General features: G+C 68.7%; 23 protein-coding genes and 1 pseudogene. 7 read left to right on the forward strand and 17 right to left on the reverse strand.

The annotated features are described in order from the left end of the window. Positions 1-249: 249 nt before the first annotated feature. Positions 250-1,095 carry an ABC transporter permease subunit gene (locus ACFCZ1_RS36290; RefSeq protein ID WP_376682566.1) on the reverse strand — a complete coding sequence of 282 codons (846 nt, stop codon included), beginning with the start codon at positions 1,093-1,095 and terminating at the stop codon, positions 250-252. Next, positions 1,092-2,000 (reverse strand): ABC transporter ATP-binding protein, encoded by a 909-nt coding sequence (locus tag ACFCZ1_RS36295; protein ID WP_376682567.1) that lies wholly within the window; start codon positions 1,998-2,000, stop codon positions 1,092-1,094. Before ACFCZ1_RS36295 ends, ACFCZ1_RS36290 begins: the two co-directional genes overlap by 4 nt. A 133-nt stretch (positions 2,001-2,133) precedes the next feature. Between ACFCZ1_RS36295 and ACFCZ1_RS36300 the strand changes: the two genes are divergently transcribed. Both ACFCZ1_RS36300 and ACFCZ1_RS36305 read left to right on the forward strand, forming a co-directional pair. Further along, entirely contained in the window at positions 2,134-3,393 is a 1,260-nt protein-coding gene (locus ACFCZ1_RS36300) for a sensor histidine kinase (RefSeq protein WP_376682568.1), read from the forward strand. Continuing rightward, positions 3,390-4,049: a response regulator gene (locus tag ACFCZ1_RS36305; RefSeq protein WP_376682569.1), complete on the forward strand. Its 660-nt coding sequence runs from the start codon at positions 3,390-3,392 to the stop codon at positions 4,047-4,049. The genes ACFCZ1_RS36300 and ACFCZ1_RS36305 overlap by 4 nt, the downstream gene beginning before the upstream one ends. Positions 4,050-4,161: 112 nt before the next feature. Here the strand turns inward: ACFCZ1_RS36305 and ACFCZ1_RS36310 are convergent, their stop codons facing one another. The 3 genes from ACFCZ1_RS36310 to ACFCZ1_RS36320 all read right to left on the reverse strand — a co-directional run bounded on the left by ACFCZ1_RS36310 (position 4,162) and on the right by ACFCZ1_RS36320 (position 6,374). Continuing rightward, positions 4,162-5,136, reverse strand: coding sequence for a tyrosine-type recombinase/integrase (locus tag ACFCZ1_RS36310; RefSeq protein ID WP_376682570.1), 975 nt, complete (start codon positions 5,134-5,136; stop codon positions 4,162-4,164). 414 nt (positions 5,137-5,550) lie between these two features. Further along, positions 5,551-5,991, reverse strand: coding sequence for a hypothetical protein (locus tag ACFCZ1_RS36315; protein ID WP_376682571.1), 441 nt, complete (start codon positions 5,989-5,991; stop codon positions 5,551-5,553). Between the two features lie 221 nt (positions 5,992-6,212). After that, a complete protein-coding gene (locus ACFCZ1_RS36320; protein ID WP_376682572.1) occupies positions 6,213-6,374 on the reverse strand; it encodes a hypothetical protein in 162 nt (53 codons plus the stop codon). Positions 6,375-6,596: 222 nt separating this feature from the next. Between ACFCZ1_RS36320 and ACFCZ1_RS36325 the strand changes: the two genes are divergently transcribed. From ACFCZ1_RS36325 to ACFCZ1_RS36335, 3 genes are all read left to right on the forward strand, one after another. Beyond that, positions 6,597-7,088 carry a hypothetical protein gene (locus tag ACFCZ1_RS36325; RefSeq protein ID WP_376682573.1) on the forward strand — a complete coding sequence of 164 codons (492 nt, stop codon included), beginning with the start codon at positions 6,597-6,599 and terminating at the stop codon, positions 7,086-7,088. A 332-nt stretch (positions 7,089-7,420) separates the two neighbouring features. Continuing rightward, positions 7,421-10,996 carry a protein kinase gene (locus ACFCZ1_RS36330; protein WP_376682574.1) on the forward strand — a complete coding sequence of 1,192 codons (3,576 nt, stop codon included), beginning with the start codon at positions 7,421-7,423 and terminating at the stop codon, positions 10,994-10,996. Between the two features lie 389 nt (positions 10,997-11,385). Continuing rightward, positions 11,386-11,676, forward strand: a complete 291-nt coding sequence (locus ACFCZ1_RS36335) for a hypothetical protein (RefSeq protein WP_376682575.1) — start codon at positions 11,386-11,388, stop codon at positions 11,674-11,676. A gap of 6 nt (positions 11,677-11,682) precedes the next feature. On the opposite strand, the gene ACFCZ1_RS36340 is transcribed toward ACFCZ1_RS36335, so the two are convergent. Together ACFCZ1_RS36340 and ACFCZ1_RS36345 are read right to left on the reverse strand one after the other, a co-directional pair. Beyond that, positions 11,683-12,567, reverse strand: coding sequence for an aldo/keto reductase (locus ACFCZ1_RS36340; RefSeq protein ID WP_376682576.1), 885 nt, complete (start codon positions 12,565-12,567; stop codon positions 11,683-11,685). Between the two features lie 14 nt (positions 12,568-12,581). Further along, positions 12,582-13,520, reverse strand: coding sequence for an NAD-dependent epimerase/dehydratase family protein (locus ACFCZ1_RS36345; protein WP_376682577.1), 939 nt, complete (start codon positions 13,518-13,520; stop codon positions 12,582-12,584). Positions 13,521-13,590: 70 nt separating this feature from the next. Here ACFCZ1_RS36345 and ACFCZ1_RS36350 point away from each other — a divergent pair, with 70 nt between their 5' ends. Continuing rightward, complete coding sequence (locus tag ACFCZ1_RS36350) at positions 13,591-14,502, forward strand: LysR family transcriptional regulator (protein ID WP_376682578.1); 912 nt, start codon at positions 13,591-13,593, stop codon at positions 14,500-14,502. A 386-nt stretch (positions 14,503-14,888) separates the two neighbouring features. On the opposite strand, the gene ACFCZ1_RS36355 is transcribed toward ACFCZ1_RS36350, so the two are convergent. The 10 genes from ACFCZ1_RS36355 to ACFCZ1_RS36400 all read right to left on the reverse strand — a co-directional run bounded on the left by ACFCZ1_RS36355 (position 14,889) and on the right by ACFCZ1_RS36400 (position 23,392). After that, positions 14,889-16,097, reverse strand: a complete 1,209-nt coding sequence (locus ACFCZ1_RS36355) for a DUF4241 domain-containing protein (RefSeq protein WP_376682579.1) — start codon at positions 16,095-16,097, stop codon at positions 14,889-14,891. A gap of 300 nt (positions 16,098-16,397) precedes the next feature. Then, positions 16,398-16,865 (reverse strand): hypothetical protein, encoded by a 468-nt coding sequence (locus ACFCZ1_RS36360; RefSeq protein WP_376682580.1) that lies wholly within the window; start codon positions 16,863-16,865, stop codon positions 16,398-16,400. A gap of 42 nt (positions 16,866-16,907) precedes the next feature. Further along, positions 16,908-17,786, reverse strand: a complete 879-nt coding sequence (locus ACFCZ1_RS36365; protein WP_376682581.1) for a hypothetical protein — start codon at positions 17,784-17,786, stop codon at positions 16,908-16,910. Beyond that, complete coding sequence (locus ACFCZ1_RS36370; protein ID WP_376682582.1) at positions 17,783-18,253, reverse strand: hypothetical protein; 471 nt, start codon at positions 18,251-18,253, stop codon at positions 17,783-17,785. Before ACFCZ1_RS36370 ends, ACFCZ1_RS36365 begins: the two co-directional genes overlap by 4 nt. Next, entirely contained in the window at positions 18,243-18,839 is a 597-nt protein-coding gene (locus tag ACFCZ1_RS36375; RefSeq protein ID WP_376682583.1) for a hypothetical protein, read from the reverse strand. Before ACFCZ1_RS36375 ends, ACFCZ1_RS36370 begins: the two co-directional genes overlap by 11 nt. A gap of 6 nt (positions 18,840-18,845) precedes the next feature. After that, positions 18,846-19,055, reverse strand: coding sequence for a hypothetical protein (locus tag ACFCZ1_RS36380; protein ID WP_376682584.1), 210 nt, complete (start codon positions 19,053-19,055; stop codon positions 18,846-18,848). Between the two features lie 19 nt (positions 19,056-19,074). Continuing rightward, a complete protein-coding gene (locus ACFCZ1_RS36385; protein ID WP_376682585.1) occupies positions 19,075-19,599 on the reverse strand; it encodes a hypothetical protein in 525 nt (174 codons plus the stop codon). A 9-nt stretch (positions 19,600-19,608) separates the two neighbouring features. Beyond that, entirely contained in the window at positions 19,609-21,867 is a 2,259-nt protein-coding gene (locus ACFCZ1_RS36390) for a site-specific integrase (RefSeq protein ID WP_376682586.1), read from the reverse strand. Positions 21,868-22,043: 176 nt separating this feature from the next. Further along, positions 22,044-22,385: a helix-turn-helix domain-containing protein gene (locus ACFCZ1_RS36395; protein WP_376682587.1), complete on the reverse strand. Its 342-nt coding sequence runs from the start codon at positions 22,383-22,385 to the stop codon at positions 22,044-22,046. Continuing rightward, positions 22,385-23,392 carry a contact-dependent growth inhibition system immunity protein gene (locus tag ACFCZ1_RS36400; protein WP_376682588.1) on the reverse strand — a complete coding sequence of 336 codons (1,008 nt, stop codon included), beginning with the start codon at positions 23,390-23,392 and terminating at the stop codon, positions 22,385-22,387. The genes ACFCZ1_RS36395 and ACFCZ1_RS36400 overlap by 1 nt, the downstream gene beginning before the upstream one ends. Positions 23,393-23,556: 164 nt before the next feature. On the opposite strand from ACFCZ1_RS36400, the pseudogene ACFCZ1_RS36405 reads away from it, so the two are divergent. Then, positions 23,557-24,793: pseudogene (locus tag ACFCZ1_RS36405) on the forward strand (IS3 family transposase). The last annotated feature ends 34 nt before the right edge of the window (positions 24,794-24,827 follow it).

A 24,827-nucleotide genomic window follows, 5' to 3' on the forward strand; every position in this document is an offset into this window, starting at 1 on the left:
AGTCCACATCACCGCTCAACGAGCCGCGATGAGCAGTGCTACGCCGACAAGCCGAACACCACCCTGGAGTGTCCAGATAAGAACCTGCTCGGCCGGTACTCCTTCCAGCTCCCGGACCTGCCGGGTGGCCTGCGGTCACTGCGTGACCCCGATGTCGTCGATGAGGAATAACGGTCGTCAACTCGTCATCCTGGTCGCGGCCGCCTTGGCCGGGGTGTCCGTACCCCGGCAGTTGGCCGACCGGCCCTCTCACTGGTCGCGCCGTTGTGCGCTGGTGACGGCGAGCACGGCTGCGGTGAGCGCCCACACCGCGTAGACGGTCCAGGCTCCACCGGTCGTCCACGGGAAGTCGGTCTGGCGGGAGCCGACCTCGACGAGCCGCGACCACGCCTGATAGAGCGTGGCGTGCCCGGCGACCGCCGACCAGTGGCGGCCGTCGGTGAGGACGATGGGCAGGACGAGGATGACCACCACCGAGGCGGTCATGGTGGCCGAGGTGTGCCTGATGACGGCGCCGATGGCCAGGCCGGCGAGCGCGCACAGGGGCGCCAGGAAGGCGGACGCCACTACGAGACGCAGGGCGCCCGGGTAGCTGATCGAGATGCCTGCGTCCCGGCCGCCGAGGATCGCCTGCGTCAGGCCGAACGAGGCCCCCGCGACGATCGCGCCGAAGACGGTGGCGACCGCCGTGACGACCACCGCTTTTGCGGCCATCACCCAACGGCGGGCCGGAACGGCCGCGAACGTCGTACGGATGGTGCCCGTGCTGTACTCACCGATGATCGCGACGGCGCCGATGGCACCGAGGGCGAGCATCATGACCACGGCGGCGTTCGCCGTGAACGCCTCCTGCAACGGAATTCCGGCGCGGACGAAGTCGGCTTGGTCCGCCGGGCTCCGCGCCGGCCAGTAGTTGTAGGTGTCGTAGGCGGTGCCCGCGTTGAACGCGATGACGGCCAATGCGGTGGCCCCGTACGCGATCCACGTCGAGCGCAGCGATCGAAACTTGATCCACTCGGCGGCCACAAGGTCGTGGAAGCGGGCGCGGGGTTCGGCGGCCCCGAGTTCACTGGCCGAAGCGTATGTCGTGGTCACTGGGGGTCTCCTGCGAGGTATTGCACGCTGCCGGCGGTGAGCTCCATGAAGGCCTCTTCCAATGAGGCGGACTGGGCGCTGAGGTGATGCAACGGAATGCGGTGCTCCATGGCGATCTCACCGATCCGGACTGTGGTCACACCGGTCACAGTGAGCAGGTCACCCGCCGTGTTTACGGTTGCTCCCTCGGCCGTCAGCAGGTCTCTCAGGACGGCTGCGGCGGACGTGCCCACCGTGACGCTCTGCCGGGTGCTACGGGCGGAGAACTCCGTGAGGCTTTCCGCCGCGATCAGCTCGCCGCGGCCGATGACAATCAGCTGGTCGGCGGTGTGCTCCATCTCGGACATGAGATGGCTGGAGACGAACACCGTGCGGCCCTCGGCGGCGAGCCGCCTGAACAAGTCACGCACCCACTTCACGCCTTCCGGGTCGAGGCCGTTGAGCGGCTCGTCGAAGAGCAGTACCGGTGGTTCGCCGAGCAGGGCGGAAGCGATGCCGAGCCGCTGCTTCATGCCGAGCGAGAATCCGCCGATGCGGCGCCGGGCCACCTCGGCGAGACCGACCTCCCGCAGCACCTCCTCCACCCGGCGCCGCGGAATGCGGTTGCTGCGGGCCAGGGCAGACAGCTGCGCCACCGCGCTGCGCCCGCCGTGCACATCGTGCGCGTCGAGAAGGGAGCCGACATGACGCAGGCCGCGGGGGCGGTCGCGAAAGGAACGGCCGTCGACGGTGACGGTGCCGCTGGTGGGCTCATGCAAGCCGAGGATCATCCGCAGCGTGGTGCTCTTGCCGGCGCCGTTAGGACCGAGAAACCCAGTCACCTGGCCGGGTCGCACGGTGAAGGTCAGACCTTTGACGGCCGTCGTGCTGCCGTATCGCTTCGTGAGCTCGTTGACTTCGATCACGGGGACAACGGTGCCGGTAGGCGACCCCGCCCGTAATCGGGCCACCGATGACAATCGGAGGGCACGGGTGTCAACCCTAGTTGTACGGCCACAGTCAGATGTGCCGTCAGGTGCAGGTGCTTACGATCAAGGCATGTCCACCTCACCGCCGCTGCCGCTGCCGCTGCTCAAACGCCTACCGCCGGGCCTGTGGACGGCGCTGGCGTGGTACGCGGCAGCAGTGGAACCCATCGTCGAGTACGTAGTGATGCCACCGCGACGGTATTACTCGCTCAGCTACCCCCGGGACGGGCTCGACTCGCCCGGAGCCCAGGCGCTGCTCGCCGTCGCCTTCGTACTGGTCATGGCCGGCAGCGCGGTGCTGCGCCGCAGGACCTCCGCGGCGTACGGCCTGGTGATCGTCGGTACGGTCATCTCGACGGTGGCCTGGCGTCAGGATGAGATTCCGCCCACGCAGTTCCTGGCCGTGGACATCGCCCTCTGCTACATCGCAGCCACCCGACCTCGACGGATCTCGCTCGCCGCGGCCGGCGCGGCGCTCGGCACACTCGCCGGCTACCTCGTCCTGCGGTCTATCGCGGGCGACGACTCCGGGATCGCCCCCGAGCCCTTCATGGCCCTGACCGTGGTCATCGCCTGGCTCATCGGCAACTCGGCGCATCAGGCCCGTGCCCACACCGCAGAGTTGCACGCCCGGGCCGCCGCCGAGGCCGTCACCGCCGAACGGCTGCGCATCGCCCGCGAGATGCACGACACGGTCGCCCACAGCATCGGCATCATCGCCTTGCAGGCCGGCGCCGCGGCCCGGGTCATCGAGACCCAGCCGGCCAGAGCCCGCGAGGCGATGCTCACCGTGGAGATGGCCGGCCGCGAGACGCTGTCCGGGTTGCGAAGGATGCTGGGCGCACTGCGCCAGGCCGACCAGGATGAGGAACACACCGGCCAAGGCCGTGCGCCCGCGCCTGCGCCCCTGCGACCGGCCGCCGGCCTGGCGAACGTGGAACAGCTCGCCGCGACGACCACCGCCGCCGGGGTCCGCGTGGAGGTGCGGTGGCAGGGCAGGCGCCGCCCTCTGCCGGCCGACATCGACCTCGCGGCGTTCCGGATCGTCCAGGAGTCGGTGACCAACGCCGTACGGCACTCGGGTGCCGACTCCTGCCAGGTGCGTCTCGACTACCTCGATGACGAGCTCACCGTCGAGGTCTCGGACCGCGGCAGGGGCGGTGGCACCAACACGGACACCGGGTACGGTCTGATCGGCATGCGGGAGCGGGTCGCCCTGCTGCACGGCAATTTCACTGCGGGGCCTCGCCCGGGCGGAGGCTTCCTCATAGCGGCCAGACTCCCGATACCGGCAGGGACCGAGGCAGAAGCGAAGGCGGGAGCCAGATGACCATCCGTGTCGTGCTCACCGACGACCAGCCCCTGGTCCGGGCCGCCCTGCAGATGGTCATCACCGACACCGCGGACATCGAGGTGGTGGGCGAGGCAGGAGACGGCGCGGAAGCGGTACGGCTGACAGAGGAACTCGCCCCCGACGTCGTCGTGATGGACCTCCGGATGCCCGGCATGGACGGCATCGAGGCCACCCGGCTGATCACGACGGGCACCAGCTCCACACGCGTCGTCGTCCTGACGACCTTCGACGACGACGCCTACGTCTACGGGGCACTGCACGCCGGCGCCTCCGGGTTCCTCGTCAAGGACATGGCCTTGGACGACATCCTCGCCGCAGTCCGGATCGTTGCCGCCGGGGACGCTCTGATCGCACCAGCTGTCACACGCCGGCTGATCAAGGAGTTCACCGCCCGACCCGCAGCGTCACCGCCGCGGCGGGCGGAGCTCGGCGGTATCACCGCCCGGGAACGCGAGGTGCTGACCCTCGTCGGCAGAGGCCTGTCCAATACGGAGATCGCAGGCGAGCTCTCCATCAGCATCGCCACCGCCAAGACCTACCTGACCCGCCTGCTCGCCAAGCTCAATGCCCGCGACCGAGTGCAGCTGGTAATCCTGGCCTATGAGGCGGGCCTGGTGGCACCGTCCCAGTGAGCGGACGAAGTCCCTGAGCAGTAAGCACCGGCGTGCAGTGCGCGATCCACATCGCACGGGTCCACTCCCACCCCGCCTGCCGTCAGTGCGCAGGTTGACCAGCCTTTCTGGTTCACCGCCGGCTGTTACCGGGGGCCAGAAGGCTGGTCAGCTCGGCGATGGCCGCCGATGAGGGCTTGAAGTAACGGCGGAGGTTTTCTGGCTTCTTGTGCCGAGATTTGGCCATCAGCATCAGCAGCGACGCACCCTGCTCGCCGAGGTGGGTCAGGGCAGAGTGCCGGTACTCGTGAAGGTCCCAACCGGTGCCCGGTCCACGTACTGCGGTGTGCCCATCCAGTAGGGCGCGGGCCTGGCCGTACGAGAGCCGGGCGAAGTCTGTGTCCGGACACACGTCTCGCGGGCCCACCACCTTCCCAGGGCCGGATCGGCGGTGGGTGACGAACACCGGCCCGCGCGTGCGTCCCTTGAGCAGGCGGGGCAGGAGCCTGGCCGTGCCCGCGTCCCAGTACACATTCTCCAGCACGAAGTCCTCGCGCGTCTGGCCGCGTCGTCGGGCCTTCGTCCGGGCGCCCTTGGCCTTGACCTGACAGCGCCGCCCGGCGAAATCCAGATCCTCGATGTTCACGCCAAGAATCTCGTCGGATCGAGCGGCGGTCTCATAGAGCATCCGGTACAGGGTCCTCTCCCGCAGGTGCACCTCGTGCCGCGCAATCAGCCGGTCGATGGCCATGCGCGAGCGGGCCGGGGTCTCGGAGTCCGGCACCGGCAGCCGCTTCGCCCAGGCCGGGACCGCCGGACACTCGTAGCCGCGCTCGCGGCACCACGCCAGCCAGGACAGCACCGATGCCCGGCGGGAGTTCCAGGTGTTCACCGCAGCCGTGCCCCAGAGCAGTTCCAGGGCCTCGCCGATCTCGTCGTCCATAACCGACGCGAGCGGCCGACCCTCGCCGAGCCGCTCAGCGGTCTTACCCACCCCGATCCCGTAGTTCCGGACCGTGTTCGGGTTGCCCAGCGAGTCGAGGAACACGTCGGCTGCCGCCCGGACGGTCAACGCTTTCCCGGCCGGCAGCTGTACGACGGTGGGCACCGCTTCCCCCTTGCCACAGATAACAGGGTCGCTTCACGTAGGACTCGGAGAACGTCACCGCAGGTGACGGATCAAGCTACCGCAGATATTGGGGTGTTATCTGTGGAACAACTTCAGACCGGTCTCGCCACCGACGCCCCGCCAGCCGCCCACCAGGACGGACGAAGGCTTAGCGCACGATCTGACACCGATGTTCCTCAGACCCCTTCCCGTGGGGTCCGCCTGGGCGCTCCAGGCGACAGGTGCGCCGGGAGCGCACATCACGGTGGCGCTGTACGGCCCGCGAATCAGGATGTTCCGTTTGACCTGGGTCACCAGGCCCCACGCAGGCTGACCTTCATACGACCTCGATGAACATGTCCGCGGCCTGGATCCGGGTTAGGGGGACGGACCAGTGAGGCCCGGAGGTGCAGGTCAATTCAAGGGTCGTGCTGCTGGCAGCCATTCGACTTCGTCGCCGCGTCGGAGATCTCCCCTGAACGTCAGCACCTCACTGCCTACGCCCAGGGCGGTGAGCAGGATGTCGATCGCCGCCTCGTCGTCCTCCGTTTCGGTTATGACGGACACGATGGTGTCCGTCATCGGGCTGTACTCCATGCGGTGGAGCGCAAAGTGCACGCCCCGGATCTGGATCATCGCGACATCGACGGGGCTCAGTTCCTCCCAGCCCCGCTCGGTCGTCAGCTTCAACCGGCCCGCCACGGAGTCCAGCGACGGTGCAAGGCCTGCCACCACGCGGAATAGACCCGAGATGTACCACCACATGCTTGTCTGCCACGCAAGGTTCGGGTTCGCGCATGCTGAGACAGGTGCGTCCAGCCAGTCGGCTTCTGGGCCAGGCACATCAAAGTTCAAGATCTTCCACCCCCGCTTTTGACCGCACCCTACTCGGGCCGCCCAGCCGAACCCACAGGGACCTTTCCGTAGTCGTGGGTTGCACCCGCCCTCGGCGCTCGGCGCCGCGTACGCGGATTACTTTAGGGACGGGCTGTTTGCGTCGGCTCGCCTCGACCGGCCTGGCACCGGCCATCAACAACGGCCTCGCCTCGATCGCCGGACTGCTCTCCAGCTTCTGATCACGCCTCTGTCCAGGGTGGGTCGGGGGTGTAGTTGAGTCCGTCGCAGAAGCGGCAGTCCCACTCCACGGGGACCTCCCACTTGTCGACCCACCAGCCGACCTGCTTCCCCACGAAGTAGTTGTCCCCACCGCACCACCCGCAATCGAAGACGAACTCCACCCCATCCCCTTCCGCATGCCTGTTGGTCCGACGATGCTCGGGGCGCCTGTGCGGTGACTACCCACCGCCAGCGCCCAACTCCCCTGTTACGCAGCTCCGAAGGGCGCCGCCGGACAACGCGAACTCCGGCGGCGCCCTTCGCCGTCGCGTATCCCCTCCCCCGTGCCCTCCTGGCCGCCACGGCCAGAGGCGCTCCCCTTTTCGCGTGATCGGAGAAAGCCGATGGACCCCCTGCACACCCAGCACGGCATGCCCGAGTCCGAGGCCGCGGCCGAAGCCCGCCGCCTGATCGACGACTGGGCGAGCAAGCCCGTACGCCACCACCCCACCTCGTTCCGCGACAACACCGAGCCGCCCGCCTTCGGCACCACCCCGCCCGTGAAGCAGGAAGACCACCGGATCGTCCCGGCCTGGGCGGCCGGGATCGCGGTGGCCTCCATCGGCGTGGGCGCCGGGATCACCGGCATCGGCTCTGGTGCCTGGCTCGTGCTCCAGGGCCTGGCCTCCGTCACTCTCACCGCAGTCCTCATGGTCACCCTGCCGTTCGCGGGCCTGGCCATGGCCGCCACCGCCATCGGCGGCGCGATCAGCAAGGCGCGCTCCGCCGCCACCAAGAACATCTACGAGGGTCCGGTCACCCACCACACCAAGATCCACAACAACAGCACCAGGCGCGGGGCGGCCTTCGCCCGCACCCGCAACGAGATCCGCTGACCCACTCCGGCCAGCCCGCCACCCACACATACCGCGTTACCGAGCTCGAAGACGAGCTCACCGCAGCCCGCACCAGCCTCCGTCTGATGATCCGCGATCCCAGCAAGGGGACGTCACCAACATGACTCGCATACTCGAGGGCCCTAATACTCCAACAGGATTTTGCTGTCTGACCTGCGGGTTTGGTTGGGCGGCTGGAGTGTAGCGGGCTGCGGAGTGGTCAGGGGCGCCGTGGCAGTAAACCCCCGGTCCGGCGAACCACCTTGCGCGTGAAGGCGTCTTACCCGCCTGATGGACCACGAGGCACGTTCGGCACTCCGGGAGGCTCCGTCTTGTCAGCACCGTTACTTCCCAGCGACCCGCGGCAGTTGGGCGCCTACTACCTGGACGGCCGCCTCGGCGCGGGCGGCCAAGGCGTGGTGTATGAGGGCTACGGCCCGGACGGCGAGCGGGTGGCCGTCAAGGCGCTGCACCGGGTGAGCGACAGGGACCGGGACATGCTCCGCAAGGAGGTCCAGGCCTGGCGTCGGGTGGCGCCCTTCTGTACGACCCGGATGCTCCACGACGACCTCGACGGGCCCATCCCGTTCGTCGTCAGCGAGTATGTGGCCGGCTCGGACCTGCGGCGTGCGGTCACCACCGGTGCGCCCTACGGCCCGGAGGAGCTGCGCCGCCTGGCGATCGGCGTGGCCACGGCACTGGTGGCCATCCACCGGGCCGGTGTGGTGCACCGGGACCTCAAGCCCGAGAACATACTCCTCGGCCCCGACGGCCCGCGCGTGATCGATTTCGGCATTGCCCGGATCGTCGAGGGGACCGCCACCGCGGGCCTGCCCATGGGCACCCTCCGCTACATGCCGCCCGAGCGCTACCGGGGCGAGCACGGCGACAGCAAGGTCGACGTGTGGGGCTGGGGCGCCGTCGTCCTCTTCGCCGCGACCGGGCGTCACGCCTTTGACGGTGACAATGCGGCGGTGCTCGCCTATCAAGTGGCTACGGACGAACCCGACACGTCGGCGCTGGAGGAGCCGCTCCGTTCGCTGGTGTCGGCAGCACTGTCCAAAATGCCTTCGCGCAGGCCGACTTCGGAGCAGTTGTTGCTGTCCCTCGTCGGCCGTGCGGACCTTGCCGCCGTCGTGGAGGGGGTCGTCCCCGGAAGCCCGCTCGACCCTGCCGACCCCTCCCGTTCAGAAATGGCGGAAGCCGTATTCGAAGCCCTGGGCACCAGCGCGCAGGAGGCCGTCTCAAGCCTGCTGCTGCGTCTGGTCGCCCCCGGTGAACGGGCCGAGGACACGCTCCGCTCGGCACGCCGGGCCGACTTCTCCGACGGTCAGACCCCGGAGGAGGTACTGGACCAGGTCCTGCACGCCTTCACCGAAGCCGGGCTGCTGGTCTGGGAGGACGGGGCCGTCACGCTGTCGAGCGCCGCCCTGATCCGGGCCTGGCCGCGGCTGCGCGACTGGGTGGAGGCCGAACGCCCCGGTCTGGCCGTCCACCAGCGGCTGTCCGGCGCGTCCCGGGTCTGGGACGAGCACGGCCGCAAGAACAGCGACCTGCTGCAGGGCACGGCTCTGGAGCACGCCAGGGACTGGGCCGCGACCGGCCGCCGCCTGCTCACGCTCAACCGCACCGAACGGGAGTTCCTGGACGCAGGGTCGGGACTGGCCCGGCGCCGCAGCCGGCAGCGCGTACTGCTCAGCACGGTCCTGGCCATCCTGCTGATCATCACGATCGGCGCCGGCGCCGTCGCATTCGACCAGCGGCAGTCCGTCCTCGCCGAGCGCCAGACCGTCGTGGGCCAGCGCGACCGTGCCACCTCCGCCCAGGTGGCCGGCGCCGCCCAGTCCCTACGCCGAACCGACCCCGAGCTGGCCCGGCGGATGGCGGTCGCAGCGGCGCGCCTCGCCGACACTCCCGAGTCCTGGTCGGCGCTGTTCGCCCTGCGTAACCAATGGGAGGACGACGCGCTCAGGCTCCCGGGCTTCGTGGCGACGGCCTCGGACCTGGACGGTGCCGGGCAGACCCTGGTGACCGCCCTGGACACCCGCGTCGAGTTCTGGAACGTCCAGACCCGCGTGAAGAACGGCTCCTACACCGCGCCGGCCAGGGTCCACACGGTCGACCTGTCCGACGACGGCAGGACGGCGGCCGTAAGCACCGACGACGGGTACACCCGCCTGATCGACGCCGCCACCGGCCGCCCCCGTGACGCGCACGCCTATCCCACGGTCAAGCAGGCCGGCGGCTACTGGCCGGCTACGGCGATCAGCCCGCGGGGCACCTACCTCATGGTCGATTCCCTGGACGAGAACCTGAAGTCCACCCTGACGGTCTGGGATACCCGCACCGAGGACAAGAAGTTCTCGACGAGTGCCAGCGGACCGGTCTTCCTCCTGGCCGGTTCCTCGTTCTCACCGGACGAGGCGGTGCTGTCCCTGCCCGGCGGGGACAAGGGCCTTCCGTTCACCTGGTACGACCCGAGCACCATGAAGGAGTTGCCACTCCCCGACATCGGACTCAAGGCTGGCGACACCCAGGGGCCGGTGGTGTTCAGCCCGGACGGGAAGTCCGCCGCCCTGAAGGTGAAGGGAGGCAAGATCCGCGTGTTCGGCCGCGTCAAGGGACGCACCGGCATCGAGCTCGGAGGGGCCGATGAGAACACGGACTACCCGGTCTACTTCAGCCACGACGGCCGGTACCTGGTGCAGAACGCGGTCGTCTGGGAGAACTCGTACACGCAGAACCCGATCCTGCGCTACGAGACCACCCTGAGCGAGTGCTATCCCACGACCGCGCTGCGCTTCACTCCCGACGGCTCCACGCTGCGGTGCGTGGGAACCGACGGCATCGTCCGGTCGCTCGACGTCAGGGCCTTCGTCCAGCCTCCCGAGGGGACGGGGCAGTACTACCAGGGAGGGGCGGTGAGCTCCGACCGGCGCACCCTCGCGCTCGTCGACGGTACCGGAGCCGAGATCTGGTCGCCCCTGTCGCGGACCAGGCGCTCCACCGTGCCGTCGGGCTCGAGCGGCGTCCTGCAGTACGTCCAGCTCAGCCGTGACGGGCAGCGGCTCGCCGTCCTTCGTGACACCAAGGCCGAGATCTGGGACACGACGAAGGAAAAGGCCACGATGCTCGGCAGCATGCCCGTCATCGAGCCGGACCGGACCGACAGGGCCACGATCGGATTCGCGTTCTCACCGGACGGCACCGCACTCGCCGTGCAGGTCGTCTTGAAGGATGAGACCAACATCCTCTCGTTCTGGGACCTGACCACCATGCACCTCATCCGCGAGGTGCGTGCCGACCTCGGCGCTCCGCGCGGCGAAGCGACCGTCCTCTTCGACTCCGACGGCAAGTCCGTGATAGCCGCCCCCCACTTCGGCAGGGTCGCGTTCCCGTCGGGGGAGGTCCTCACCAAGGGCGCTCCGAACATGGACGTGGACTCCATCAGCGACGACGGCACGAAGCTCTACACCCACCCCCGCGGTGACCGGCCCTACGTACGGCTCTGGGACGCCCGCACGCTCCAGCCGGTGGGAGAGGATCTGCGTACGGGCCCTGTGTCCCCGCTCACCCTCGCGCAGGACAAGGGTGCCGCCGCCTCGCCCGACGGCCGGCTCTTCGCCACGGTGCACGAGTCCGAGCCCGGGTACCAGATCAAGCTGTGGGACAGCCGCACCCGTTCCCAGCTCGGCGTCCCGCTCACGGGACTGGTGGACGAGATCGTCGCGCTCGCGTTCGCCCCTGACGGCTCGGCACTGACCAGCGTGGACAAGCACGGCAGGTTCTACACCCACACCATCGCCCCCGCACAGCTGATCCGGGACCTCTGCGCCAGGTCGGGCGGTCTCACCGAAGAGCAATGGAAGGCCCACATCCCCGACGTCCCTTACCAGAAGACGTGCTGAGCTTGCTTCCCCAGGTCGGAGATCCCGGGGGACGGACGGGACAGCACCCAGGCTGCGCCGCCGGGTACGTGCCCGAGGGCGGACGCCGGTACCACTGGCGGCGGTCACGCCGCATATGGCCGTTAGCCCCTCGCTCTGCACACAGGCCGTTGTTTTTGAAAGGTCGCGTGGAGGCCTCGGGTGCCTCGGGGGCCTAGATCCGCAGCTACTTCGAGCGCGACCTGCTCAGCCCCGAGGGCTGGCTAGTACTCCAGCAGGATTTTGCCGTCTGACCTGCGGGTTTGGCTGGGCGGCTGGAGCGGAGTGGTCAGGGGCGGTCTTCGGGAGGCCGTCCCTCGATCGTGCGACAGCGCCGCAAGTAGTGGCAGCGTGCGGGACAGCTTCCCCACGTGATCACCGCGCGAACAGGCCGCCTATACGAGCACGGCGGAAACGGCGGGATCACGGTCGAGACGATGCGGTTCCAGGTCGGTGCCGTCGCCCGGGTTGTTAAGGACATCATCGTCCGGTCGCGGCGCGCACGTGATCTCGAATCCGTATCGGACAACGGCTTCGGCTACGACGGCTATAGCGAGATGGTCTCGCTTAACGAGGTGTCGGTCACCAATGCCTGGGCGGCCGTGCGCTCAGCCGCCCCACGTGCTCATAGTCCGGAAAAGCGCGAGAGCGACGACCCGTGACCCACCTCAGCCCGGCAAAGCGTCCTCAAGCTGCATCAGCTCCTCCGTGCTCAGCTTGAGCTCCGCGGCCTGAGCCGAGTCGGTGATGGAAGCCGGACGGCTGGCTCCCGGCACCGAGATCACGGCAGGGGAGCGGGCGAGCAGCCAGGCCAGGGCGATCTGCTGCGGGCTGACGCCGCGCTCGGCTGCGATGTGGTGGAAGGCTGTGCCGGCGGAGGTGGGGCCGAAGGGGCCGTCGAGGGAGCTGCGGGAGATGCCACCGAGTGGGCTCCAGGGCAGAAAGGCCAGACCCAGCTGGGTGCTAAGCCGCAGCTCGGGCTCGCTGTCGCGGACGGCGGGCGAGTACTGGTTCTGCACGGAGACGAGTCCGTCGCCGAGGATCTGATGCGCCTGGCGGATCTGGGCGGTGGTGACGTTGGAGATGCCCGCGGCGCGGATCGTGCCGGCGTCGAGCAGCTCGCGCAACGCGCCGACGGACTCGGCCCAGGGCACGGCCGGGTCCGGCTTGTGCAGCTGGTACAGGCCTATCGCGTCGACGCCCAGGCGCTTGGCGGAGGCTTCGGCAGCTTGCTTGAGGTGGGCGGGGGTGGCGGTGACGGTCCAGGTGCCGTCGCCGGGGCGGCCGCGGCCGCCCTTGGTGGCCACCAGGACGCCGGAGGTGTCGCCGCCGTAGCGGGCCAGGGCGCGGGCGATCAGCAGTTCGTTGTGGCCCGTCTCGCCGACGTGCCAGTGGTAGCTGTCGGCGGTGTCGATGAGCGTGACGCCGGCGTCGAGGGCGGCGTGGACGGTGGCGATGGCCCGCGCCTCGTCCGGGCGGTGCTCGATGGACAGCGGCATGGCGCCCAGGCCGATGGCGCTGACGGCGGTGTCTGCGATGGTGCGGTACTGCATGGTGGCTCTGATCCTCAGGTGGTGGGTGACGGCTCGGTGGTGAAGGCTTCGGCGACGGCTCCGGGCAGCCAGTCGGTGGTGCGGGAGAAGGAAAAGCCCAGCTCCTTCGCGCGGGCGTTGCTCATGGCGTAGTGACGGTCGAAGGAGAACGGCGAAGCCTCCTCACCCGCCGGGACGGTCCGGTAGACGGGCTCCCGGTCGGCCTGCGTGGCGATGATCGCGGCGAGGTCGTGTACGTCGAGCGGGCCGTCGGAGCAGGCGTTGATCGGACCGGTGAAGTCGGCTGTGGTCGCCCACAGCAGCAGGTCCGCCAGCTCCTCGTAGTGGATGAAGACCGTGGGCAGCGCCTTCGTGTGCACAGTGATCGCCCCACCCCGGGCGATGCACTCGGCGTAGTGCGCGAGCCGGCCGGTGAACTCCTGCGCGCCGCCGCCCAGCACGTGGGCGCTGCGCACGGAGGCGAACTCGAAGCTGCCGGCGCGGGTGAAGACGGCCTCCGCCTGGCGCTTGCCCTCGGCGTAGTGCGCCTCCACGTACGCATCGTCGTGCCAGGGAAGGTCCATGGCCACCAGCCAGGTGGCCGGGTCCACGATCTCCTCCGGCACGGGCGTGTCTGCCGGCACAGTCGGCGGCGCGGCGGTCGCGGGGTCGTAGACCTCGATCGTGCAGGTCATGACGTAGCGCCGGGTGCGGCCGGCAAAGGCGCGGGCGGCGACAGCGGCCTGCACCGGGGTGTAACAGACCTGGTCCACCACGACGTCGAAGGTGCGGGAGCCGAGCACGGCCGTCAGGGCGGCCTCGTCGTTTCGGTCGGCAACGAGGTGCTCGACGCCGGCGGGTGGCGGGTTGGAGCCGCGGTTGATCACAGTGACCTGGTGGCCCGCGGCCTGCAGGCGCTTCACCAGGAGCTTTCCGAAGTACCGGCTTCCGCCGATGACGCAGATCTTTTGCATGCCCCCATCCTGGAGACCTATGGTCATCAGCAGAAGTACTGACTTACTGGATGCGCATTAAGGAAAACTGTTGATCGATGTGCAGCGGCTCCGCGTCCTGCGGGCGGTGGCGGAGCACGGCAGCTTCAACCAGGCGGCCACGGCTCTCCGCCTCACCCCCTCGGCCGTCTCCCAGCACGTGGCCGCCCTGGAGCGCAGCCTCGGCGCCCAGGTCGTCGCCCGCAGCACCCGCGGCGTCACCCTCACACAGGCCGGCCAGATCATGGTCGGCGCCGCCGAATCCGTCGCCGCAGAGCTCGAACACGCACAACAGCAGGTCGCCCAGCTCAGCACCGGCCGTACCCAACTCACCGTCGCCGCCTTCACCAGCGGCGGCAGGCTCCTGCTGCCCGCCGCTCTCACCCGGCTCATGGCAGCCCATCCCCGCACCGTGCTCCACATCAGGGAAGGCGAACCCGAGGACACCCTGCCGCTCGTCCGCCAGGGCGCCGTGGACCTCGCTCTCGCCTACCACTTCGACGGCCCGCTCCCCGCCGGGCCCGGCGCCGGCTCCGGCCTGGAGTGGACGCCACTCCTGGAAGACCCCCTGCACGTCGTCCTGCCACAAGGGCACCGGCTCGCCAACCGTGACGCGCTCGACCTCACCGAGCTGGCAGCCGAACCCTGGGTGCTCGGCTGCCTGAAGACCGAGGCATACCTGCGCCGCTACGCCGAGCGCGCCGGCTTTGATCCGAACGTGCGCGGCACCACCACCGACTACTTCTTCGCCCGCTCGCTCGTCGCCGCAGGCATGGGAATCTCCCTGATCCCCTCTATTGCGCTCGCCCCGGAGATCCCTGGCCTATGCACCGTACCGATTAAGTCGCCGGGGCCGATCCGGCACATCGGCGTCGCCGCGATCAGCCGTCGCGACCGGCCGCACGTCACGACGCTCATCCACGCCCTTCGTGAGCAGGCGATGCAGCAGCACCAGGGGCGTTGATTCCCGCCACGGTAGCCCCGGCCGAACGCTGTGTCCTACGCAATGCTCAGCCTCTGCATCCGCGCCCGGCGTCGAGACGCCGAATGGCAAACCCTGCACTTCGCACGGTCGCGCAAGCCACGCCGAGGCAAGCGCCAGCGCCGCCCTGCTCGAACCGCGAGCCGCCGCTTGATCGAGACGACTGGCAAACGACCCCACAGCCCGCCCAGGCCGGCACCGAGCTGCGGTTGTCAGCCCGCACCCCCTCAGGCCCTTGCCAACGAACATAGTCCGCCCTGGTCAGCGGATCGCCGTCGGCTACTTCTCTGTCAAGTTCAGCGTGTTGAACTGAAGCAGTCCGCCCAGCTGACCGGCCGGTGCGACCTCGCGCAGGTGGTCGGCGATCCTTACTCTGTCCCGGCGGCGCAATGGAGCTGGAAGTCGACGACGACGCAACTAACCTGTCCGTCCTCGGTGCGGCCGGTCCAGACGGGGTAGGCGCCGTCGCCTTGGCCGGCACGGAAGGCGATGAGATTCGGCTCGGGCTCTGTGCCGGGCAGTTCGACGCTGAAATGGCTGTCGCTGTCGAGGGGTATGAAAATGTCGTCGTCCAGCTGGTCTTCGGTCACGGTCCGCGTCGCATCCATGAAAGCCGCTGTGCCGGTATCCACGCCAACCCCGTAGAACTGGCCCTCGCCGAGCAGCCCCAGGTCCTCGTCGGGCCGGAGGGTCATTTCCCACTTATGGGGAGGGACGTCCAGGAATGTCACCCTGGCCGCGGCGACATCGGCCCCGTGTTTCGTGCGCAAAAGCGACAGTGTGACCGGGAAGTCGCCTAGCGGCACTGCGACGGTCCGCAGGTTGCTGATCCAGCCGGGGTCCGAGACCGCCAGCTGCCCTGAGGTGATCCGCAGCATGCCAGCGTCAATGGGCTCGACGACGGCCGGCCCCTCCCGGGTGTCGCACGCACCCGGATTGAACAGTTGCTCAATTCCGGTGGCGCGCAGCGGTCCCGATCCTTCGTCCACCGACCTGTCGTTCAGGACTACGGTCGTGGCGGACTCGTGGCCCTGCTGGGTGAGGAGCGGAGCGAACACTTGCCAGTCGCCGAATTCCGGTGCGGGACAGAGGAAGTCCTCGACGGGCGTCGCGAACCGCCGTCCGGGGACGCTCGACGGGCCGGATGCTCCATCGTGCGATGACTCCGGCGATCCGCCCCGCGGTCCGGCGAACTCGGACTTCACCTCGATCTGTCCGTCGGCTGAGACGGTGGTGGTCTCTTGAACATCCCACTTCCCGTACAAGTGCGCCTGATCGTTGGGAAACTGCCATCGGGTGTTCCGCTGAGCCAGCAACATCCCCGTGCCGTGCGGCTTGAGGTCGATCATCTGCATGCACCAAGACCTGTCGTCGAACAGATACACACGCCACATCCGCCCCGGCCAGTATTCGACCAGTGCCAGCGGTTGCTCCCGCGCGGACAGCAGAACCGCGTAATCCTTCCCGGCCGCATGCTTGCGTGCCGCGAGCGCGCGTGACATCGGGCTCCGATGGGTCATTCCCCGATAGGAACCCCACATCTCGCCGTACGACACATCAAGACTGTCGAAGATCACAGCCGAACATCTCCCCCGTGGCACCAGCCACCCCCGAGCAGTACGTTCGACGGGTGACCCCTGCCGCGACGCCCTGCCCTTCCGAAACTTCGTCGTGCCGCAGTCTGCCACTGAGGTATGACACAGAGGTTGTGGGAGGCCTGCAACCTGGGGTTACCGACGAAATGTGCCGCTTCAGGTGACGAAGCACAGTCGGTTCGGCGGCCCCCATCGGTGATCGGGGGTGTTCAGGTCAGCGGCGACTCGCAGGGGCGAGAAGGTGGGCACTCCTGCGCGGGAATCCAACCCGGCGGAAGCGTGTTACGGCTGGTCAACGAATTCCGTCGGTTGCCCTGGACCACAGTGGGTGTGAGCTGTCTCCGAGCGGGATTGCGTCGGCAGCGTGCGGACTACGCCGGTGCGGTCGGCGAGCTGCTGGTGCAGCAACCGGTTCTCCGTCATTGACTGGTGCAGGGCGCCGACCAGTGCCTCGACGTCGGTCTTCAGCTGCGCGATTTCTTCGGCGTCGGCTGCCCGGAGTTCCTTGAGCCGGCGGATCTGCTTGCGCAGGCGTTGTTCGCTGTCCGGGGTGCCGCCGCGGGCCCGCACCCTGTCGTAGAACATGTTCTTCAGGTCGGTGTGCCGCTGGGTGAGAGCGTTGCGCGGGACACCGGCTTCGAGCGCGAGGGCAACGATCGTCAGCGCGCCGTTCGAACGCTCGGGTGTTCCGTGCAGGATGCGGTCCATCGCGGCCCGGATACGGTCGCGCTCGTCCAGAGTGGGGCTCATAGCGTCGGCTCCTGGAGGATAAGGCGGTCGCGGTTGTGTTGGTCACCCAGGCCCCGAAGGTGCGCGGCGCGTTGTGCGAGCCGTTCGGCGAGCGGGCCGGGCACGGCTTCCGAGTCGGCTTGCTTCTCGAGGGACTGCGCGTGCTGCGCGAGATCGTCGGCGTGCCGGTCGGTGCGTGCGATGTTGGCGCAGGTCGGTCGGCACGGCCGCCTCGGCCATTCGGCAGCCTTCTGACCAGGCGGTGAGGATGTCGTCGGCGAAGTCGTCGACCACGCGCAGCGCCCAGATCAGCAGCGGTCCCATGGTGGCCGGTGAGATCGCCTCGGTGGTGTTCCCGCCTCGGCCGGCGCCGGGGGCCCGGGGCAGGAAGTCGTCGATGCCCAGGCGGTGCCAGGGCGGCACCGCCATCCCGCTCGGCGCGGGACCGGCGGCGTCGAAGGCCCACAGACGGGTCAGGGCCACCAGATCCTTGGTGACCTTGCCGCGGCTGGCGCCTACCTGCCGGGCCAGGTGGCCGGCCCACGAGGTCAGAACGTCATCGGTGACCGCGTGCAGGGTACTCAGGTCCTGCTGGTGCAGCCAGGTCATGAAGCGCTGCCAGCGCAGCACGGTGTCGTGGATCCCAGGCGGGCCCAGGCGGGAGTGCCAGGTCGGATGGCCGACCAGCACGCTCGCCGGCAGCGGTGTGTTGATCATCATCCAGGCCGCCAGCTGCGCTTGAGGACGCGTCGGGGACGGGAACCGTGACCAGTCCAGCTTGGGCCGGGTGGCGCTGGGGTTGGCAACGAGCGGGGCCAACGACCACACGTCGTCGATGTAGATCGACATCGGTACGGGGCCCGGGGCCCGGATCAGGGACGGGGCGACGACCTGGGTCTCCCAGGCGGGCAGGCCCGGAAGTCCGACAGGCAGGGCGGTCATAGGTCGAAGTCCCCTTGCAGAAGATGGCCGATGAGCGCACGGTCGGTGTCGGTGACGGCCTTCAGAGAGAGCTGCCAGAGCTGTTCGCCGAGTCGGCCGCGCAGGTCGGTCAACCGGGCATGGGCATCGGCCCAGTCCGCCTCCCAGATCACCGGCTCCACCACACTGCGCAGCTGGTCCAGGGCTTGCAACAGGTGAGCGAGGCGAGGGTGATGAGCAGGGGTGACCCGGGCGTTCGGGCAGGCCGTGCACAACAGGAACGACGCGGTGCAGCCCTGCCCCGCCGGGCTGAACGGGCTGTCCTCCCACCCAACGCAAGCCGCGGTGGCAGTCTGCCGGTCCCCGGCCTCCGCCGAAGCGGCGAGGCGGGCGGTGAAGACGGCACGGCGTGCGGCATCCACCGCCTCCAGCGCGCCGTCGGCGATGACCGGCACCGCCGCCTGCTGGGCCTGCGGCTCACCCGCCACGTAGACGCGGTCGTGGGTGTCCTGGGTGTTCTGCCCGGGCTCGCGCCGGTAGCACGTTCACCGTTCTTCGCAGGCGCCGCAGCGGGGAACCCGGCAGGCCGACCGAGCGTGCCCAGGCGGCGCCGGCCATCTCGTCCACGCCCAGCCCGAACGGGCCGATCCGTACCGCGTTCGGATACCCCTGCCCATCGTGCGGCGTGGTCTGGCGCCAGACCAGCAGCCGGTCGACACCGGCATCCAGCTGCTTCAGCAGGGCACGAGCGTGCGCGGTCGCCTCCAGGGCCTCGGTGATGATGCGCCCGCCGGAGTCGGCGCCGGAGTCGGTCACATTCCGACTTTCGAACCGGCCGCGGTGCCCTGCGCGGCGTCGCTTCTCCAGCCGTAGCCGGTAGACCGGCGTGCCCGGCTGCGTCTCGGGCACCGGCATTTCGGAGAGCGGCGTCGCGTTCAGGCCGAGTTCCCCGACGATCAGGACGGCCAGCGCGGCCGTCTCCTTACGGCTGAGGTAGAGCCGTCCCCAGGTGTACGGCGCCGACCCGCCGCCCAACGCCACGCGGCCCGTCCGGCAGAGCAGCCGCGTGGCCACGGCGGCTCACCGCGACACCAGCTTGTCGTCCAGGTCCTGGATGCCCTCGCTCTCCTGGGCCAGCCGCGCGAACACCGACGTCAGCTGTCCTTCGGAGAGCGGACCCTCTTCGGGCTGGAAGTCGGCGATTAGCGACCGCAGCTGCAGGTCCGCGACCGGAGCTAATGGTGACGTCGGGTATTGGAACTGTCCGAATACCTGGCTGTGGGAGGGCATGGGCTGAGCCAGGCCCACGTCAGCGATGCTCGGGTGGCACCCCTGTGTCTGCGAAGTCGGCGACGGCCTGCTGAAGCTGTTCGAGGAAGTCGACGAAGCTGGGGGCGATCGGTTCGAAGGCGTCGATCCAAGACGCGGTGGTGGACCGATGGACGGTCCCGCTCGGGTCGACGGCAAGAAGGTTGCCTCCGCCGTCGCTTCCGAACACGATGCCGACCGCGTCGTCTGCAACGTGCACGGCGCCGTACTCAGCGAGGTCGTTGAGCACGTGGTCGGGTGAGTGGATGAAGTGCCCGTTGCCGATATCGGGCAGGGCTGCCTCGGAGATCGTGTCGTAGAACGCGATCAAGGTGGGTGCGGCTGTGGGGTGCTCCTTGAACCGTGAGGCTGCTGATCGGCTGGCGGCATTTGCCAGGATGATCTCGTTGTCGCCGGGCGGGTAGCCGTGGGTGTCCTCGAAAGAGCTGAGCACACGCTGAAGCGACTTGGTGATCTGGTGCTGCCAGACGACGAGCCAGTCCGCGTCGAGCGAGGGAGCCTGCATCTGGATCTCCTATTCGGTGGCTTCTGCCGGCCTTGAGGTTCGGTTGTTGGGGCGTCGGCTGACTTCGGCGGCGTAGGTTGCCCAGTCGCCGGCGGAGAGCCGTTGCCAGGCGACGGCAACGTCGGTGTGGATGCCGAGAGTGCGGGCGAGGATCGCGGCGGGGATCTCGGTGGCGAGCTGGAAGAGAGCGGTGCTGCGGGCCTGGTTGGGCCGGATCCCGAGCTGGTTTAGGCGCTGGGTCAGCTGCGTGGTGCTGATCGGACGTCCGGGCTGGCCGCCGGGGAAGAGCCATGGAGACGGAGCCAGGGCGCCGATGGTCGCGTGCCCCTTGCGGTTCGCGGCGACGGTGCGGGCCAGCTGGGCGACGGGCTCGGGCAGCTGAACAGGTGCATCACCGAGGTGGAGAAGTACCTCTTGAGCGCCGACCTCGACGTCCTCGATGGTCAGTCGGTGGATCGCCGATGGCCCCTGTGCGTAGAGGAGGAGAAGCAGTCCAGCGAGGCGGTCTTCGGGCTTGAGGGTGTCGTCGTGCAGGAGCCGGCGTGCGACGTTCCACCGGTGTTCGTCATCGAGTGACTGGGTGGGTCCGTGCCAGCGGACAGCGGGGACGTGGACGGTGGTGAGCTTGTTGGTGCGAGCCCAGCGGACGAAGTGCCCGGCTGTGTGGCGGTAGGTCGCGGAGTCGTCGGTGAGCCACTGGTCGAGGTTGGCCTGTCGGCACGTCTCCAAGGCGAGGCCGTGAGCCTGAAGCCAGGTAAGGAAGGCGACGGCCGCGTGTGTGCGTTGACGCGCGGATGCGAACTGCTGCGGGGTCAGGGGGCGGCCGTTGCTGCGTCGGTGTAGTCGACGGACCAGGTGCCATATCGCGTACTGGTGAAGGACTTTGCGCTGTTCGGGGTCCGGCTGTGATGCGAGAAGGCCGGTGAGGAAACGTTCGAGGCGGACCATGTACTCGTCCCGCTCGGGCAGGGCACCGACGCCGACGAGGACTTGGCGGAGGTGGGCGAGGGGCGGGCTGTCGGGCAGCTCGTCGAGGGCCTCGTGAGTCAGGGCTCGTCTGCCGGCCGCGAGGTCGGCCAGGACCGGAGACACGGACGGCTTGTTCAGCCACCGATTGGCGGTGAGTGGGTGCTCGATGGTGGCGATGTTGTTCCGCAGGGCTTGGAGACCGGGGTGGAGGGCATCGGACGGAGGGCCCAGGAGCTCGTTGAGGCGCCGATTGATGAGACAACGAGCGCACTGACCGGGGTGCGGGTAATCGGGCTCGCTGCAGGTGGGGCAGGTGTGCCAGACCTCAGGCGCGGTGCAGCCCAGGCAAAGGGGCTGGTCGAGAGTGCCGGAGACGACCGACGCGACGATGCCGCAGGCCGAGCACGGCGCGGAGTGACGCTGGCAGTCCAGGCACCATGGCCGACCCGTAGCCCGGGAGGTGCCGCAGGGTTTCTCCGCGTCGCAGATACTGCAAGTTGCGGTGGGCAAGGAGGGGCAGCCTTGGCAGAGCGGGCCGTCCGGTGTGCGGGTGTTCACGACCCTTCGTCGACCGCAGTTGATGCAGGTCTCCAGGTTCGCCGGGTCGCTGACCAGGCAGTTCGGACACACTGGCCGGCCTTGGTCGTCGCGGGTGGCGGGCTCTCGGCGCGCTCCGCATCCCGAGCACTCCTCGATGCGGGAGTGGGAGATGCACATGCGGCAGACCCGCTTTCCGTCCAGAGGCTTGTCGATGCGTACGACTCTGTGGCAGCCGGGGCAGGACGGCCGGACGATCCCGGCGATGCCGGCCTCGTGCAGCAGGTCGATCAGCTTGAGGATCGCGCGGTGGGGTGCGAGGTGACCGTCGCCGGTCAGCAGAGCTGGGTGGGATTCCAGGGCCCAGGCAAGTTTCCGCTGGTAGGAGGGACCAGGTGCCGATCGACGGACCGCGTTGGAGACCGTCTCCCGTTCGGTCTGCGGATCCAGTTCAGCGATCAGGGCGCCGATCACTGCGATGGGGTCGCGTCCGTCGTCGTCCGGGCACTTGGCGCATCGCGGCCGCCCGGTCCGGTCGCGCGAAGCGATCCGGCGGGTGTTTCCGCAGGCAGCACACGGCTCGGGCTGTGACCGCCCGCAGTTCCAGCAGTACCAGTCCTGGCCGCGGCGCTGGAGCGTTCGTATCTGCCTGCCGCATTCGGCGCAACACGGTGGCGAGACCGTCTGGGCCCCGGCCTCACGCAGGGCGATGAGCAGGTCGCCGACGGCCCTGGGCGCCGGCGAGCGACCGTCATTCAGCACGCGAGGATGCTCAGTGAGATGTGCCGCGAGGAGGCGTGACTTCGAGCGTCCGCCCGCGACGCTGGCGACCACGGCACGGATCCGGCCCGGCTCCAGCTGAAGTTCGATGGCCGCGACCAGGTCCGCAATGAGCCCGATCGGGTCGGAGACGGCCCGATCGGGGCGCCCGGGTGCGGTCACGGCCGCTCGAAACCACGGATGCGGGCTCGCTTGGGTCGCAGGTCACCGACACCTGCCTCGGCACCGACAGCCTTCTTCGTTCGGGTAGCGGTTCCGGCACCCGCCACGGCGGTCGGCTCGATGAGGTCGTCCATGGTGCAGTCGAGGATGTCGAGCAGGGCCATGAGGATCTTCAGGCTGAGCCGCTCGGGGCGCTCGACGACGAGCCGGTAGACCTGGCTGGACGACAAAGTGATGCCCCGCTTGTCCAGTAGCGGGATGAGGTCGGTGGTGGAGAACAGCCCTCGGTCGGCCATGACCTTGCGCAAGTGCCAGTGGTAGTCGAGCTTCGCGGCCATCAACGGTCCTTGTTTGCGGGGAACGGGGCGAGCGCGGGCGCAAGTGCCCTGTGGAGCATGGTGTTCATGAAGTCGTCGCTGACGTGGGTGTAGATAGCGGTGGAGCTGTCATTCTCGTGACCGACTTGCTGCTGGAGAAACCGGCGGTCGACCCCGTCCTCTGTGAGGTGGGTGACGTAGGAGTGGCGAGCGGAGTGCACGGTCAGCGCCTTCGGGAGCTTGAGCGCGTCGCGGTAGGCGACGAACCGGGCGTTGATCTCGGCCGGCTTGACCCGGCCGCCCCGCTCGGTCACCCACAAGGCGGGGTGATCCTCGCAGCCGAACCGCGGCCGTACGTTCTCCACGTAATCGGCGACCGCGTCCACCGCCCAGTCCATCACCGACAGCACGTTCCGACGGCGCGGCGGCTGCCCCTTCTTCGCTTTGCCGTAGCGGACGTTGAGGGTGCCGTACCGGCCGAACTGCGGTGCCTTCGCGTTCCGCCCGAAGTCGACCACATCCAGCTTCGATGTCTCCGTCCGGCGCAGACCCCACCCATAGATGACCTTGAAGAGGGTGGCATCGCGGTAGGCGGCGAGGGCTCCCTTGCGCTTGGCCCGTACCGCTCGATCGACCTGGTCGTCGGCGTAGTCGAGGAAGCGCTGGATCTCCTCGCGGGTGAACGGCCTCGCCTCGGGGCGCCCCTCGTAGTCGTTGAGATGGGCGATGGTGTTCCACTCGTGGCAGATGGCCACGGGGTGAGTGCCGAAGGCGTCCTCGCAGGCCACCGACCAGCCGTAGCGGCCGTCGATCTCAAGCAGCAGGCGCACTGCGAGCGGAAGGACGTATGGCAGCGCCACCTGCTGCGAGATGAGGGTGCGCAGATCCGCCGGACCGAGTTCGCCCAGCAGAACACGCCGCAACCCGTACACCTTGCGGACCAAGTGGGTCGCGTCAGGGGCAGGAGGCGCCCAGTGGGGTGGGTCCAGCTCATCGAGCGTTCGGTCGAGGTGCAGCAGATGGTCCATGGTTCATTCTCGCGGGAGCAGGCAGGGAATATCAGACTCAGGTCACTAGGGCCTGTGTGATGTTGTGATCAGTCGGCGGCTTTCAGGAGGTGGGGCCTCCCCCTGAGTGGTGGACACGCTGATACTGGATCTTGATTGATCCGGAGGAAGCGAGAAGACCACCGATGGCTCTGAAGGACTATTCGGACGAGTTCAAGGCCGATGCCGGGCCCTGTACGAGTCCACGCACGGGGCGACGTACAAGAGCATCGCCGCTGACCTGGGCGTCAACCGGGCGACCCTGCGCGAGTGGGTGCTGCGGGACCGCACGCGCCGTGGCGTCACCGCTGCGAGTGCGAAGCCGGCCGTCGTCCACCGGGCGGCGGTTACGCCCAGTGATCCGGAGGAGCGGGTCCGACAGCTGGAAGCACGGGTGGCGGAACTCGAGGCCAGTGAACGCAAGCTCGCCACCGAGCGGGACATACTCCGCAAGGCGGCCAAGTATTTCGCCGGAGAGGCGAACTGGTGACCAGCCGCTTCCAGTTCGTCGACGACCACCGGGCCACCTTTGAGGTGAAGCGGCTCTGCCAGGTCCTGGATGTCAACCGGTCCAGCTACTACAAGTGGCTCGCCGGCGCCGAGACACGGGCCGCCCGGCAGCGCGAGGACCAGGTCCTGGCCGAGGAGATCCGCCAGGTCCACGGCGAGTCCGGCGGCGCCTACGGCTCCCCACGCGTGACTGCTGAGCTCCGCGACAAAGGGCGGCAGGTCAACGAGAAGCGGGTCGCCCGGATCATGCGGACGTACTCCATCACCGGCACCCGCCTGCGCAGACGCATCCGCACCACCGTCCCCGACCCGGCATCCGCACCGGTCGAAGACCGGTTCCAGCGGGACTTCACGGCCGTCGAGCCGGGGCGGAAGTACATGGGTGACATCACGTATCTCCCGCTCGCGGGCGGGAAGTTCCTCTATCTCGCGACGGTGCTGGACTGCTTCAGCCGCAAGATCGTCGGCTGGTCCATCGCCGACCACATGCGCACCGACCTGGTCGCCGACGCTTTGCGGATGGCCGCCGGCACCCGCGGCTCGCTGGACGGGGCGGTGTTCCACTCCGATCACGGAGCCCAATACGGGTCAAGGGCCTACGCCAGCCTCTGCGACCAGCTCAAAGTCACCCGGTCGATGGGCGCGGTCGGCACCAGCGCCGACAACGCGGCCTGCGAAAGCTTCCACGCCTCCCTGAAACGCGAAACCCTCCAAGGCGCCCACGACTACGGCGACGCCACCACCTGCAGAAAAACGGTCTTCGCGTGGCTGACCCGCTACAACACCCGCCGCCGACACTCCACCAACAGCCACCTCAGCCCCGACGAATACGAACGCCGACACCACGCCGCTAGACTCACGCTCGCCGCGTGATCAATAACCGCGTGCCCACCTTCTTGAGGGAAGG

Source organism: Streptomyces sp. NPDC056224, assembly GCF_042267665.1.
Classification (GTDB): Bacteria; Actinomycetota; Actinomycetes; order Streptomycetales; family Streptomycetaceae; genus Streptomyces.

Bases quoted from the DNA above. Each gene is read 5' to 3' on its own strand.
- ACFCZ1_RS36300 (WP_376682568.1), top strand. From the start codon at position 2,134: ATGTCCACCTCACCGCCGCTGCCGCTGCCGCTGCTCAAACGCCTACCG.
- ACFCZ1_RS36305 (WP_376682569.1), top strand. From the start codon at position 3,390: ATGACCATCCGTGTCGTGCTCACCGACGACCAGCCCCTGGTCCGGGCC.
- ACFCZ1_RS36325 (WP_376682573.1), top strand. From the start codon at position 6,597: ATGGACCCCCTGCACACCCAGCACGGCATGCCCGAGTCCGAGGCCGCG.
- ACFCZ1_RS36340 (WP_376682576.1), bottom strand. From the start codon at position 12,567: ATGCAGTACCGCACCATCGCAGACACCGCCGTCAGCGCCATCGGCCTG.
- ACFCZ1_RS36345 (WP_376682577.1), bottom strand. From the start codon at position 13,520: ATGCAAAAGATCTGCGTCATCGGCGGAAGCCGGTACTTCGGAAAGCTC.
- ACFCZ1_RS36360 (WP_376682580.1), bottom strand. From the start codon at position 16,865: ATGAGCCCCACTCTGGACGAGCGCGACCGTATCCGGGCCGCGATGGAC.
- ACFCZ1_RS36365 (WP_376682581.1), bottom strand. From the start codon at position 17,786: ATGACCGCCCTGCCTGTCGGACTTCCGGGCCTGCCCGCCTGGGAGACC.
- ACFCZ1_RS36380 (WP_376682584.1), bottom strand. From the start codon at position 19,055: ATGCCCTCCCACAGCCAGGTATTCGGACAGTTCCAATACCCGACGTCA.
- ACFCZ1_RS36385 (WP_376682585.1), bottom strand. From the start codon at position 19,599: ATGCAGGCTCCCTCGCTCGACGCGGACTGGCTCGTCGTCTGGCAGCAC.
- ACFCZ1_RS36395 (WP_376682587.1), bottom strand. From the start codon at position 22,385: ATGGCCGCGAAGCTCGACTACCACTGGCACTTGCGCAAGGTCATGGCC.
- ACFCZ1_RS36400 (WP_376682588.1), bottom strand. From the start codon at position 23,392: ATGGACCATCTGCTGCACCTCGACCGAACGCTCGATGAGCTGGACCCA.